The organism is Halobacillus ihumii, assembly GCF_902726645.1.
GTDB classification, from domain to species: Bacteria; Bacillota; Bacilli; order Bacillales; family Halobacillaceae; genus Halobacillus_A; species Halobacillus_A ihumii.
This window is the reverse complement of the sequence record NZ_CACVAO010000001.1, coordinates 830892-845083: the sequence shown is the minus strand read 5'-3', so window position 1 is coordinate 845083 and position 14192 is coordinate 830892. Positions and strand designations below refer to the sequence as shown.

The window sequence follows — 14192 nt, the reverse complement described above, 5'->3', positions numbered from 1 at the left end:
ATTTGTTGTCACTATGCTCCTCTTAGTGTTATGATAAAGAATGGATTATACTACTCAACCGAAGATTGGAAATCAATAGAGGAGCGGTTGCAATGCTTGGAACTTTAAAGAAAATTTTTGGTGATGATAATACACGTCAGCTCAAGCGACTGGGTAAGATCGCTGAGCAAATTGATGCCCTAGAATCTGATATGGAGAAACTATCAGACGATGGGTTAAAAGAAAAAACAAATGAATTCAAACAACGTTATGAAAAAGGCGAAAAATTGGATGCTATGTTAGTTGAAGCCTTTGCGGTCGTCCGTGAAGCTTCAAAACGTGTGCTTAATATGCGCCCGTTTACAGTTCAGCTTATAGGCGGGGTTGCTTTACACGAAGGGAATATTTCCGAGATGAAGACAGGGGAAGGTAAAACCCTTGCTTCCACGATGCCGGCTTATCTTAATGCGATTACAGGTAAAGGTGTCCATATTATTACGGTCAACGATTACTTAGCGAGTCGTGACGCAACAGAGATGGGCGAGCTGTATAAATTCCTTGGTCTGACTGTCGGTTTAAACACCAACGATTTGTCTAAGGACGAGAAACGTGAAGCGTATGCTGCCGACATTACGTATGGAACAAACAATGAATTCGGCTTTGATTATTTACGCGATAACATGGTGCTTTATAAAGAGCAGATGGTTCAGCGTCCGCTCCATTTTGCCATTATTGATGAAGTAGACTCAATTTTAATCGATGAGGCGAGAACGCCATTGATTATTTCCGGGACAGCATCTAAATCAGCTGATCTTTATCAGTCGGCAAATGCTTTCGTGCGTCTGCTTAGCAAGGAAGAAGACTTCACATATGATGAAAAAACAAAAAATGTTCAATTGACGGAAGAGGGGATCAATAAAGCAGAAGGCTTTTTCAAGATTGAGAACCTGTTCGATTTATCAAATGTGTCGTTGATTCATCATATCAACCAGGCTTTGAAAGCCCATGTAACGATGCACCGCGACACGGATTATGTCGTGGATGAAGGTGAAGTTGTCATAGTTGACCAATTTACCGGCCGTCTGATGAAAGGCCGTCGTTATAGTGATGGCTTGCATCAGTCCATTGAGGCTAAAGAAGGCTTGCAAATTCAAAACGAGAGTATGACACTGGCATCCATTACCTTCCAGAACCTCTTCCGAATGTATGAAAAGCTGTCCGGTATGACGGGTACGGCGAAAACGGAAGAAGAGGAATTCCTGAACATTTATAACATGCGGGTTGTGGTCATTCCAACGAACAAACCGATTGTCCGTGATGATAAAGCTGACCTTGTTTATAAAACAATGGATGGTAAGTTCCGTGCTGTTGTAGAAGATATTAAAGAACGTTATCAGAATGGCCAGCCTGTGCTTGTAGGTACAGTAGCTGTTGAGACGTCTGAAATTATTTCCCGCTATTTAACAAAAGCTAAGGTGCCTCACAATGTGTTAAACGCGAAGAACCACTTCCGTGAAGCTGAGATCATTGAGAATGCCGGTCAGAAGAGTGCGGTAACCATTGCCACCAACATGGCGGGACGTGGTACGGATATTAAACTGGGAGAAGGCGTTGTTGAAGCCGGCGGTCTAGCGGTTATTGGGACAGAGCGTCATGAATCACGACGGATTGATAACCAGCTGCGTGGTCGTTCCGGTCGTCAGGGAGACCCTGGAATGTCCCAATTCTACCTGGCTACAGACGATGAATTAATGCGTCGTTTCGCTTCTGACAATATGCGCAGCATGATGGAACGACTGGGGATGGATGATTCACAGCCGATTGAGAGTAAAATGATTTCTCGTGCTGTTGAGTCCGCTCAAAAACGTGTGGAAGGTAACAACTTTGACGCTCGTAAAACGGTCCTTTCTTATGATGACGTCCTGCGTCAGCAGCGTGAAGTTATCTATAAACAGCGCTTTGATGTACTGAATTCAGAAGGCTTGCGTGAGATCATTGAACAAATGATAGAACGTACAGTAGCCGAAACTGTTCAAGTTCATACGGCAGATGATGAAGACGAGAATTGGGAGCTTGATTCAATCGTTGAATATGTACGAGCTAACTTATTGGAAGAAGGGGACATCACAGCAGGAGACTTGAAAGGTAAAGAACCTGAAGAAATGCAGGAACTGATCCTCGATAAAGTGAAGATGCGCTACAATGAGAAGGAAGAAGAACTCTCAGCAGAACAAATGCGTGAATTTGAAAAAGTAATCTTGCTTCGTACTGTTGACCAGAAATGGATGGACCATATAGACCAAATGGATCAACTTCGTCAAGGAATTCACTTGCGAGCCTACGGTCAGAACGACCCATTGCGTGAATATCAATTTGAAGGCTATAGCATGTTCGAGAAAATGGTCAAATCCATTGATGAAGAAGTCGCCCGTTATGTTATGAAAGCTCAAATCAGAAATAACTTGCAGCGCCAGGAAGTGGCAGAAGGAGCGAAAGCCGTTTCCGGCTCAAGTGGTGAGGATAAGGAAAGTAAGAAGAAAAAGCCCTTCGTGAAGAAGGATACCGTGGGTCGAAATGATCCTTGTCCATGTGGAAGCGGCAAGAAGTATAAAAACTGTCATGGCAAGTAATAAAGAGCTGAGGCACTCTCTTCAAGTGAGGGTGTCTTGCCTTGTGTAAAACGAACAGTAAGAGGAGTGATTGTGATGGATATGGCAGAAATTCGCCATGAATTAGACAATACAGCTAAACAGCTAGCGGACTTTAGGGGGTCTCTTTGACGCCGACCAAAAAAAGACTCGCATCGCTGAACTTGAAGAGCAAATGACTGAGCCTGGCTTTTGGGATGATCAGGATACAGCTCAACAAGTAATTAATGAAGTAAATGGTCTGAAGGGGTTAGTTCACACCTTGGAAGATCATGAAGAAACACACGAAAACCTGGAAGTATCCTACGAGCTCGTGAAGGAAGAAGAGGATGAAGATCTTCGGTCAGAACTTGAGGAGCAAGTTGAGAAACTCGTCAGCGATCTGGACCAGTTCGAGCTTAATATTTTGTTAAGTGAGCCTTATGATAAGAATAATGCCATCCTTGAATTACATCCGGGCGCCGGGGGTACCGAATCACAGGACTGGGCAAGCATGTTGCTGCGTATGTACACGAGATGGGCAGAAAAGAAAGGTTTTTCCGTCCAAACTATGGACTATCTTGCGGGGGATGAAGCAGGCGTGAAAAGTGTTACGCTGCTCATTAAAGGTCATAACGCCTACGGTTATTTAAAAGCAGAAAAAGGGGTTCATCGACTTGTACGGATTTCCCCCTTTGACTCATCCGGGCGTCGACATACATCGTTTGTTTCGTGTGAAGTTATGCCTGAATTTAATGATGAAGTTGAAATTGACGTACGCACTGAAGATCTGAAAATTGATACTTACCGCTCAAGCGGGGCTGGCGGACAGCACGTTAATACAACTGATTCCGCTGTGAGAATCACCCATACGCCTACTAATACTGTGGTCACATGTCAGTCTGAACGTTCCCAAATTAAAAACCGGGAACAGGCTATGAAAATGCTCAAGTCGAAGCTTTACCAACTTGAGATTGAACGTCAGCAGGCTGAGATTGATGATATCCGTGGCGAACAGAAAGAAATTGGTTGGGGCAGTCAGATCCGTTCCTATGTGTTCCATCCGTACTCGATGGTAAAAGATCATCGAACCAATTTGGATGTGGGCAATACCCAAGGTGTCATGGATGGAGAACTCGATAAATTCATCAATGCTTATTTACGTTCTCAAATGGATTAACCACATAGAAGCTGAGAATATGTAAAGCAGTGATGTCAAATAGCGAACGGTAAAAATTTGAATAGTATAAACGCAGATCATTAGCGTAGTCAAAATACGTAGACTCCTGCGGGAGGAAAGGCCTAGGTGTGGTCCCGAAGTGTGCCTGCACAAGGAGGCAGTAAAAAGGAAGTTCGATTAAGTTCGGCACGTCCTTTGCCAACATCGAACGACCCCACTACTCGCGAGGGCCGCGGAAAGCGGAGTATTTTGACGGAGCGATGGTTGAGATCCTTTTCTAGATACCTAAATAATCCGAGTTGATTTCCATTAAAATCGTTCGGATTATTTTATGCTTAACACAGTTTCGTCCCATCCTCTTATATATTGAAGACGGCACAGATGGTGTACTGTGTTTTTTTGGAGAAATTTGCTATTCTAATCATGAACAGCTATCTATATGAAGGGCGGTATTCACCATGAATGTGAAAAAGGCGATTATTCCGGCTGCTGGTCTTGGAACACGATTCCTTCCAGCTACTAAAGCTATGCCGAAAGAAATGCTCCCGATCGTGGATAAACCGACAATTCAATACATCGTTGAAGAAGCTATTGCCTCGGGTATTGAGGATATTATTATTGTGACAGGAAAAGGAAAGCGTGCGATTGAAGACCATTTTGACCATGCGTTTGAGCTTGAAGATAACTTGTATAAAAAGGGAAAGTTAGACTTACTGGAAAGAGTGAAACGACCTGGTTCGGTTGATATCCATTACATTCGGCAAAAAGAACCAAAAGGTCTTGGACATGCTGTCTGGTGTGCCAGGAAATTTATTGGCAATGAGCCTTTTGCTGTTTTGCTAGGAGATGATATTGTTCGTTCAGACGAGCCTTGCCTGAAGCAGCTGATCAATCAATACGAAGAAACGGACGCTTCCATTATCGGTGTAAAACAAGTACCAGAAGAGGAAACCTCAAGGTATGGTATCATTTCCCCTAAAGATCAAAATGGACGCCGCTATCAAGTAGAACACTTTGTTGAGAAACCGGCTCCAGGAGAAGCACCTTCACGTTTAGCCATCATGGGCCGATATATTTTAACGCCAGAGATTATGGAACTTCTTGATAATCAAGGAGAAGGAGCAGGTGGCGAAATCCAACTGACAGACGCGATTGAAAGGCTGAATGCCACAAAGCCAGTGTATGGGTATGAGTTTGAAGGAGACCGCTATGATGTAGGTGACCAGTTAGGGTTTATTAAAACTACAATTGCCATGGCGCTTGAGCGCTCAGATATGCATGATGATGTGCTGTCAGCTATTTATGAAATTGTTGAGAACGCAGAAGCATCAAAACATTAAGCAGGGGCATGCTAAATCAAGAAGAGGTATTACCCAAGCTTGGTTTGATAAGACCATCATGATATTGGAACAGGTTTTGGGTTTTAAATAACAAACATTGGGTAATACTACATACTATCATGACTAATTTTGTCTATGAGGAGGTACAACATTGAAAAAGAAATTACTAACTGTATTATTTGGAACAGCTTTAGTGTTAGCCGCTTGCGGCGGAGGCGGCGGTGAGGAAGGAGCCGACTCCGGTGAAGGAAACAATGGCGGTTCATCAACTGAAGAAAAAGCTAACTCAGAAGTAAATGTACAAGCAGCAGAACAAGCTTACGAGCAAACCTGTGCAAGCTGCCATGGCGGAGATCTTTCTGGTGCTGTAGGACCAAATTTACAGGAAATTGGTTCAAAGTATTCCGCAGATGAAATTGCTGACATCATTAAGAATGGTAAAGGGCAAATGCCACCACAAGGCGGTAATGTAGAAAACGTACAAAACTTAGCTAAATGGTTAGCTAACAAAAAATAGTGATACTTACCACCAACCCGGCTGATTGATCAGCCGGGTTTTTTTGTGTGAGAAAGGAAGTATCGACAGGCGTTTTTTTTAATTTTATCGTTTCTCTAATAGGTGATTGAAAGAATTCCCTATTAAGAAAAATGATTTTTTCTATCTTTGATTATAGCTATCTTATAAGAATTGGTTTCTACAAAAGTCGGCAGGGTTTTTAAAAGTTATGACGAATATTAGCAATATGATTACATTCTTGAAATATAAATGTAATAATTTTATGTCTAAAAAAATCGAATTAAGATGTTATAATGAATGAGGACTTGTGACTTTTCGTTTAAAAGCTGAAGGGAACGCATCCTAGATTTACATCAATTAAGGAGTTAAGGTGATAGAAATATGATAGATATGAAGGGAGTCTACAAGACTTATCCTAATGGTGTTACGGCCCTAAACGGCGTCGATGTACATATTGCTCAAGGAGAATTTGTTTATATTGTTGGTCCAAGTGGTGCAGGGAAGTCAACTTTTATAAAGTTAATGTTCCGTGAAGAAAAACCTAGCAAGGGATCAATTGTTATTAATGATTATAATTTAGCAACTATTAAAGAGCGGAGAGTACCACACTTACGACGTAATATCGGGGTTGTATATCAGGATTTCCGCCTGCTTCCTAGATTAACAGTCTATGAAAACGTCGCATTTGCTTTAGAGGTTATCGAAGAATCTCCAAACCAAATTCGACGTCGGGTTATGGATGTTTTAGATCAAGTTCGTTTGAAAAATAAAGCACGCTTTATCCCTGATGAACTGTCAGGCGGGGAACAACAGAGAGTTTCCATTGCACGCGCTATTGTGAATCATCCTCAGCTGCTGATTGCTGATGAACCTACGGGAAACCTCGATCCTGATACGTCATGGGAAATTATGCATATTCTTGAAGAAATAAATTCCAGAGGTACTACCGTTTTAATGGCTACACATAGTCAGGAAATCGTCAACACAATCCGTAAGCGTGTAATTGCTATTGAAGATGGCCAAATTGTGCGTGATGAAGCACGGGGGGAATATGGTTATGAAATTTAGGACCCTTGGCAGACACACACGTGAAGGAAGTAAAAGTGTTTGGCGTAACGGATGGATGACAGTTTCAGCCATCGGTGCTGTGACGACAACTTTACTGCTCGTCGGAGTCTTTCTCGCACTGATGCTCAATTTGAACGAAATTGCATCGAATGTGGAAGAAGATGTAGAAGTGAAAGTACTGCTTGACTTGACGGCCTCAGAAGAACAAATCAATAACTTGAGAGAAGAAATTGAAGATATATCTGAGGTTGGCTCTATTAATTTTTCCTCAAAAGAGGAAGAACTAAACCAATTGATTGATAGTCTTGGTGAAAAGGGACAAGCTTTTGAACTGTTTAAACAAAGCAATCCTTTGAATGATGCCTTTATCATTAAACCAAAAGATCCAATCGATACCGTTGATATAGCTGAAAAAATTGAGAAAATGGATTACGTCTACCAGGTAGACTACGGGGAAGAAGTCGTTCAGCAAATCTTCCAGTTCAACAAATATGCAAGAACGATAGGACTTGCCTTAATTATTGGACTTGTCTTTACCGCCATTTTCCTCATTTCAAATACAATTAAAATCACAATTATTGCTCGCCGTAAGGAAATTGGAATTATGAAACTAGTAGGAGCTACAAATGGCTTTATTCGCTGGCCGTTTTTCATAGAAGGTCTGCTGCTAGGAGTCCTTGGATCGATTATTCCAATTGCTGCGGTTGTAACAGGCTACTATTATCTCTACTACAACTTACGAGATAACATTAAATTTGAATTTATTGAACTGCTGCCTTTCTACCCATTTGCCTTGCAGCTCTCGGGGATCATACTGGCAATCGGGGCCTTCATTGGCGTTTGGGGAAGCGTGATGAGTGTTCGTAAATTCTTAAAAGTCTAGGACCACTGGGGAGAGGGGAAAGAATTTTGATGAAGAAACTAAACATAGTCTTACTTGCCTTTTTATTCGTATTAGGTTCTCTGCTGACTTCAACTGGAAGCGTAGAGGCAAATTCAGAACTCGATAACGTAAAGGACAAGCTAAGTGACCTTGAAGAAGAACAAGGAAATGTAAATGAAAAACAGGGAAATATTTCTGAGAAAGCAAATGAAACAAAAGAAAAGATTGAAGAAAATGAAGAAGAACAAGCAGAAACTGAATCACAAATGGCTTCTCTTGATCAAGAATTAACAGATATTCAGGAACAGCTTCGTACGAAAGAAAAAGAAATTAAAGAAAACGAAGAAGCGATCAAGAAAAACGAAGCAGAAATTAAAAAGCTGGAAGAGGAAATTAAAGTCCTCAAAAAACGGATTGAAAAAAGAGAACAGCTTCTAACTAAACGCTTACGTGCCATGCAGCAAAGCGGCGGGGATGTTAAGTACTTGGAAGTTTTAATGGGTGCTCAAAACTTCGGGGATTTGATTGACCGTGCATCTGCAGTGACAACAATTATGGATCAGGATAAAGACATTCTTGATAAACATATGGCAGATAAGAAACTTTTAGAAGAAAAGAAAATTGAAGTAGAAGAAAGAAAGAAAGAATTAGAACAGCAAAAGCAAAAACTAGAAGAACAAAAGCAAGAATTAGAAGCTATTAAAGCAGATCTTGATGCTAAGTTAGCAGAAAAGAAAGAGCTTATGGAAGAGCTTGAAATCCAAAATGAACAGCTTCACAAACATAAGATGGAACTTGAGGAAGAACAAGCTATTTTGAGTAATCAGGAAGCTACGATCCAACAAGCGATTCAAAATGCAAAAGAAAATCGTGCTCAGATCAAAGCTGAAATTGAAAGACAGAAAGAGCTGGAAAGACAGCGCCAGGCTGCAGCAGAGGAAGCTGAGTCGGAATCTGACAGTTCCGGTAGTACCAGCGCGAGTGCCAGTGTAAGCAGTTCATCTGCTCCAGCACCCGTTTCCATTCCGTCAGCAAGTGGTAAGTTTATTCGACCTGCCAGTGGATCTGTTACTTCAGAGTTTGGAGCCCGTTGGGGAGGCAGTCACCCTGGAATTGACATTGGCGGAAACGGCAGACCGGTAGTAGCAGCAGCTTCAGGAACAGTATTACGTTCCTATTATTCTTCAAGTTATGGAAATGTTGTTTTCCTAACACACTATATTAATGGTCAAGTTTACACAACGGTTTATGCCCATATGCAGAACCGTAATGTCAGTACAGGGCAATCTGTAAGTCAGGGAACTACTCTAGGATTAATGGGGTCTACTGGTAATTCAACTGGACCACACTTGCATTTTGAAATCCATGAAGGACCTTGGAATGCTTCGAAGAGTAATGCTGTAAATCCAAGAAACCATGTAAACTTTTAATTTTTACAAATGAACTTGTGCACACCATGGTCTTCCAAAGACATGGTGTGCATTTTTCGCAAGTACACGTTTATCCCAATATTTGTGAGATCATTATAGCTTTATATGATATTGGGGATACCTGTTTAGTGAAGTTATTTTTACAGAAAGGGGAGAGAATAACATGAAGAAAATAGTGGCTATTGGGACCGCCCTTATAATCTTACAAGTGTTCATCGTCCCAACCGTTTTTGGCGAAACGGATACTCCATCTCCCCCTGAACTAAAAAGTGAAGCAGCTATCGTAATGGATTCGAAATCAGGTGAAGTGCTTTATAGAAAGAATGCTGCAAAAGAAATGTATCCAGCTAGTTTAACTAAGATTGCCACAGCGATTTATACGATTGAAAACGCAGATTTGGATGAGGTTGCAACAGTGAGCAGCAATGCCAGACATACCGAAGGCACACGGGTATATTTAGAAGAAGGGGAACGAGTGACAATAAAGAAACTTCTTCAAGGCCTGCTAATTAATTCGGGCAATGACGCCGGTGTGGCGATTGCTGAACATGTAAGTGGCAGTGTAGAGAAATTTGCTGAGGAGTTAAATAACTATTTAAGAACAGAAATCGGCGTAAGCAATACCCATTTTGAAAATCCGCATGGCTTATTTAATCTTGAACATGTCACCACAGCTGAGGATTTAGCGAAAATCACAAAATATGCCATGAAAAATGAGGTGTTTAAAAAGATTTTTGGCACCAAAAAGCTGAAATGGGATGGTGCCGCATGGGATACAACTCTTTATACTCATCATAAATTAATGAGACAGAGACCTTATGATAAGGTAATTACCGGTGGAAAAACAGGGTACGTCAACCAGTCCGGCTTTACGTTAGCTACTACGGCAAAGAAAGATAATACTAGCTTAATCATCATTACCTTAAACAGCAATGCCCATAGAGGGGCCTATAATGATACCATCAAACTGCTGAATTTTGGATTTGAAAACTTTCAAACTTCCAGTATTCCAAAAGGGTCTTCCTATAAAGTAGATGGAGAAGAGTATATTGTCCGGAAAAACCTTTACTATACTCACTCTAAAGATGAACAGCCAGTTGAAGAGATAAAATCTGGAGGAGTATTGGAGATCACCAATCATTCTGGAGACGTATTAGCTGCCTTTCAGCTAGAAGACCCTGCTTCATCTAATGAAAAAGATGCCAAGGCCCAATCTGCCCCTCATACAGCGTTGGGATTACCTATTCAAAGCCATTTGCCAAATTTATTTGTTAGTATTGGTTTAAGCATAGTCGACCTTTTCAATAAGTTCATCTAAAAGAGTTTGGGCCATGAAAGTATCGTATGTATTCACCAGCTTAGTTGCTCGGCCATAGTAAACATCGGACCTCTGAAGTATAAATCCTTGAGATCCGATGTTTTTCTTTATGTAGGAGGTGAGTAGGCGCTAAAAATGGAGTCTGCCTCAGATACGATCGTTTTAATAATTTCTTGTGCCCGGCTATCCCTGCTTAGCCTTGGACTTTGACCGGACCAGAGCGACATATACTGCGGTTTGTTCTGGAGAGCAGCTGTTGCTCTTATTTTTTTTGTTAAACTGTTTTGTATCGGGTAGTCAGGTAGAGTATCTTCGTACGGTTCCATATCCTGAATAAATTGATTATTAATTCCTCTGGCCGGTTTGCCGCTGAAAGCTGAAGTCATAACTGTAGCATCTTCTGAACTGTTAAGGATGGCTTGCTTATGCTGGTGTTTTGCACTACTTTCCTTAGTTGTTACAAATGCTGTCCCCATCTGTACCCCTTGCGCACCTAACATCAATGAAGCCATAAGCCCGCGCGCATCCATGATGCTACCAGCTGCGATAACAGGAATTGAAACCTTATCGACCACTTGGGGGACAAGTGACATGGTTCCTATCATAGATTTTTGAAAGGAGCCATTGAATGTTCCACGATGACCGCCTGCTTCATAACCTTGAGCAACTACTGCATCCATACCGGCTTGCTCGTTAAGTACAGCTTCCTCGACTGTAGTGGCCGTTCCAATTAATAAAACATTGTTTGCTTTTAATTTGTTGATCCATTCTTTTGGAGGAAGTCCAAAAGTGAAACTGCAAATTTGGATGCCTTCTTCTATAATTTTTTCTAGCTGCTGTTCAAACACATGCTTGATTTCGCCTGTACCTTCTTCAAGCCCCAGTTCCTTTAAGTAGGGCGATAACAACTCGTTTGAAGTGTCGATGTGAGAAGAATTAGAATTTGTTTCTCCAGGGACGAAAACATTGACAGCAAAAGGTTTAGAAGTCTTCTGCTTGATGCTTATAATGACGTTTTGCATATCAGAAGGGTCCATATATCCTGCCCCTAAAGATCCTAAGCCCCCGGTATTTGAGACCTCAGCAATCAGCTCTGGCGTGGTAATTCCTCCTGCCATTCCTGCTTGTATAATAGGAAGTTCTAGACTTAACAACTCCGTTAATCTGGTTTGTTTCCACATGCAAATCCCTCCCGTTTAGTCGTTTCTTTAACCTTAAGGGAGGGTTATTGTGAGTGCAAGTGAAAAAACTGAACGTTACTTAGACTTTCGCTTATTGATCATGAGACGCTTTGTTTTTTCATTAACATAGGCATAGATAATATCTTTTGGTACTGCATCCTGATGTTCTAATTCTTTATTCAGCCAGTCTTTATCTAGATCTAATAAAGTTAAATTATGTTTTTGAATTTTGCCGTCCACGATCACGGCAATGGGCAGTCCTTCATCCTGAATGGTAATATTCATATGCTCCACGGTTACTGGAGTATTAGCTGCGGTAGGAATAACACTCAGCTCACCAATTGGCTCTAGTAAAGCGTATTCGACATCATTTACTTTCGGATATCCCTTACTTCTAAGAATAGACAGCAGCTGACCTACGGAAAGGTGGGCTTTTTCTAAGTTATCTTCCAGAATTTCGCCTTTTTTAATTAAGAGGGTGGGCTGTCCTAAGAATAAGGTATTCCCAATTTGATTGAGCGTTAGTAGTGAAAAAAGGACGTGTAATAACACGAGAATTCCAAGCGCGATAATGGTTGGAATGAACTTTGTGCTGATAAGAGGTTCTGAAGCGAGTGTACCAATAATAATGATCGCCACTAGGTCATAGGGAGTCATTTGTACAATCGTCGATTTTCCCATGATTCTCATGATGGCGATGGTGACTAAGTATAAGGTAAGTATTTTAATGAAAAATATCATAATAGGGTGAGCTCCTTATTTACAATTTTACCTTTATGGTGCGTAATGTAGAAGGACTCATTCATATTCTTTAGAAAAATTATGGTCAGCGTATGACAAGGTTTCTATCTTTCCTAACTGATCAGCTGAAGCCATTCCAGCTATGTCAGAAGTATGCTTTTTAATGTTTTAGTTATAGTTGCGGCTGTATATGTGGTATTATTTAGTTAATTGCAATTGCAGGCATTTTGTTGGAATTAGATATAATAAAAGAAAAACGCTTGCACATGCCTTTAAGAGAAACGGCATATCATAAGTAGTACAGGCATCGCACATTTACGGTGTGGTGCCTTGTTTGCTAGGATAGAGTCATCCATAGAAAACTATTCACAGAAGGGTGAAGGCGATGAATATAAAAACGCGTTATGCTGCAATCATTGTGGTCCTTGCAGTTCTGCTCGGAGCTGGCGGCACATATATTGGGATGCAGTATTTGGGAGCGGATACCGAAACACCTGCTGAACGACTGGCAAATGCGAGTCAAAAGGCGGAAAATTTAGGAGGCACCTCCGCAGAAGGCGATCCTAATCTGAAGAAAGTTGATCAAGCCTTCGATATTATTAAGAATAATGCATTGAAAGATGTCGATCAGCAACAGCTGGTTGAAGGTGCTATTCAGGGGATGCTTGATACATTAGAAGATCCATACAGTGTATATATGGATAAGAAAACGATGGAGCAATTTAACCAAACGATTGAATCTTCCTTCCAGGGAATAGGTGCGGAAGTAAGTATGGTAAATGATACAGTAACGGTTGTGGCTCCGATCAAGGGCTCTCCTGCTGAAGAAGCAGGGTTAAAACCGAATGACCAAATTCTGAAAGTTGATGGCGAAAGCTTAAAGGGGTTGGATTTATATGAAGCCGTGTTAAAAATTCGCGGTGAAAAAGGCTCTGAGGTCACCTTGAAAGTTGATCGTCCAGGAGTTAGTGAACCTTTAACGGTTGATATCGTTCGTGATAAAATCCCGTTGGAAACTGTTTATACAGATACGAAAACCGTGGAGGGTAAAAAAGCAGGCATCATTGAAATTACTTCATTTTCAGAGAAAACGGCAGAGGATTTTAAAAAAGCTCTGACGAAATTGGAAAACGATGGAATAGAAGGCTTAGTGATTGATGTTCGTGGAAACCCTGGTGGATTATTTACAGACGTTCAGGAAATATTAAAACAATTTATTCCGAAAGATCACCCGATTGTACAAGTGAAAAATAGTAAAGGAGAGGTGTCCAAATATTACTCAGATATTGAGTCTAAGAAAGATTATCCGATTACAGTTGTAATGGATGAAGGCAGTGCTTCAGCTTCTGAGATTCTAGCCGCTGCGATGCACGAAGCAGGCGGGTATGAACTTGTCGGTACAAAAACATTTGGTAAAGGAACTGTTCAGCAGACGGTCCCAATGGGAGATGGAAGCACGATCAAGCTGACCCTTTTCAAATGGCTGACCCCTGAAGGGAACTGGATTCATGAGAAAGGGATCAATCCCACAGTTAAAGTGAAGCAGCCGGATTATTTCTATACCAATCCTGTCGAAATAGAAGAGCCTCTTACCTATAATCAAAATGGGGATAAAATCAAAAGTATTCAGGAAATGCTGAAGGGATTAGGCTACAAACCTGGAAGAACGGATGGCTATTTCAGTGAAGAAACGAAAGAAGCTGTCGAGAAGTTTCAATCGGACCACCAGCTGGACGTAACGGGTAAAGTCAGTTCCGAAACAGCTGGAAAATTGGAAGAACTGATTGTTAATAAAGTGCGAGATGAGAAGAATGACCGCCAAATGAAAAAAGCTCTTGAAGTTCTATTTCAATAGGCAGGAATTGAATCGTTTTATAGCGAAATAAGTCCGTAGTCATTGACTGCGGACTTTTTCATGAATCATCGAG

11 protein-coding genes are annotated in these 14192 nt (G+C 41.2%); 9 read left to right on the top strand and 2 right to left on the bottom strand.

The window, feature by feature from the left end; translation table 11 throughout:
* The first annotated feature begins 92 nt into the window (after nt 1-92).
* The 8 genes from secA (at nt 93) to G6R08_RS04400 (ending at nt 10342) form a co-directional block, all read left to right on the top strand.
* Nucleotides 93-2609: a preprotein translocase subunit SecA gene (gene secA / locus G6R08_RS04435; protein ID WP_163526865.1), complete on the top strand. Its 2517-nt coding sequence runs from the start codon at nt 93-95 to the stop codon at nt 2607-2609.
* 75 nt (nt 2610-2684) lie between these two features.
* Nucleotides 2685-3786, top strand: a protein-coding gene (gene prfB, locus G6R08_RS04430; RefSeq protein WP_163526864.1) for a peptide chain release factor 2 whose coding sequence is annotated in 2 segments (ribosomal slippage) — nt 2685-2756 and nt 2758-3786 — 1101 coding nt in all. Because the reading frame shifts where the segments join, the coding sequence is not laid out codon by codon here.
* 458 nt (nt 3787-4244) lie between these two features.
* A complete protein-coding gene (galU, locus tag G6R08_RS04425; protein ID WP_163526863.1) occupies nt 4245-5126 on the top strand; it encodes a UTP--glucose-1-phosphate uridylyltransferase GalU in 882 nt (293 codons plus the stop codon).
* Nucleotides 5127-5277: 151 nt separating this feature from the next.
* Complete coding sequence (gene cccB, locus G6R08_RS04420; RefSeq protein ID WP_079527177.1) at nt 5278-5643, top strand: cytochrome c551; 366 nt, start codon at nt 5278-5280, stop codon at nt 5641-5643.
* A 381-nt stretch (nt 5644-6024) separates the two neighbouring features.
* Nucleotides 6025-6711, top strand: a complete 687-nt coding sequence (gene ftsE / locus G6R08_RS04415) for a cell division ATP-binding protein FtsE (protein WP_163526862.1) — start codon at nt 6025-6027, stop codon at nt 6709-6711.
* The gene (ftsX, locus tag G6R08_RS04410; protein WP_163526861.1) at nt 6701-7594 is read left to right on the top strand and encodes a permease-like cell division protein FtsX; all 894 of its coding nucleotides are present in this window, start codon (nt 6701-6703) and stop codon (nt 7592-7594) included. Before ftsE ends, ftsX begins: the two co-directional genes overlap by 11 nt.
* Before the next feature lie 29 nt (nt 7595-7623).
* Complete coding sequence (locus tag G6R08_RS04405) at nt 7624-9024, top strand: murein hydrolase activator EnvC family protein (protein ID WP_240339801.1); 1401 nt, start codon at nt 7624-7626, stop codon at nt 9022-9024.
* A 163-nt stretch (nt 9025-9187) separates the two neighbouring features.
* On the top strand, nt 9188-10342 hold the full coding sequence (locus G6R08_RS04400; protein ID WP_163526859.1) for a D-alanyl-D-alanine carboxypeptidase family protein: 1155 nt from the start codon (nt 9188-9190) through the stop codon (nt 10340-10342).
* A 107-nt stretch (nt 10343-10449) separates the two neighbouring features.
* On the opposite strand, the gene G6R08_RS04395 is transcribed toward G6R08_RS04400, so the two are convergent.
* Both G6R08_RS04395 and G6R08_RS04390 read right to left on the bottom strand, forming a co-directional pair.
* Entirely contained in the window at nt 10450-11523 is a 1074-nt protein-coding gene (locus tag G6R08_RS04395) for an NAD(P)H-dependent flavin oxidoreductase (RefSeq protein WP_163526858.1), read from the bottom strand.
* Between the two features lie 75 nt (nt 11524-11598).
* Nucleotides 11599-12264 carry a DUF421 domain-containing protein gene (locus G6R08_RS04390; protein ID WP_163526857.1) on the bottom strand — a complete coding sequence of 222 codons (666 nt, stop codon included), beginning with the start codon at nt 12262-12264 and terminating at the stop codon, nt 11599-11601.
* Nucleotides 12265-12649: 385 nt separating this feature from the next.
* Here G6R08_RS04390 and G6R08_RS04385 point away from each other — a divergent pair, with 385 nt between their 5' ends.
* Nucleotides 12650-14119: a S41 family peptidase gene (locus G6R08_RS04385; protein ID WP_163526856.1), complete on the top strand. Its 1470-nt coding sequence runs from the start codon at nt 12650-12652 to the stop codon at nt 14117-14119.
* Nucleotides 14120-14192 lie beyond the last annotated feature (73 nt).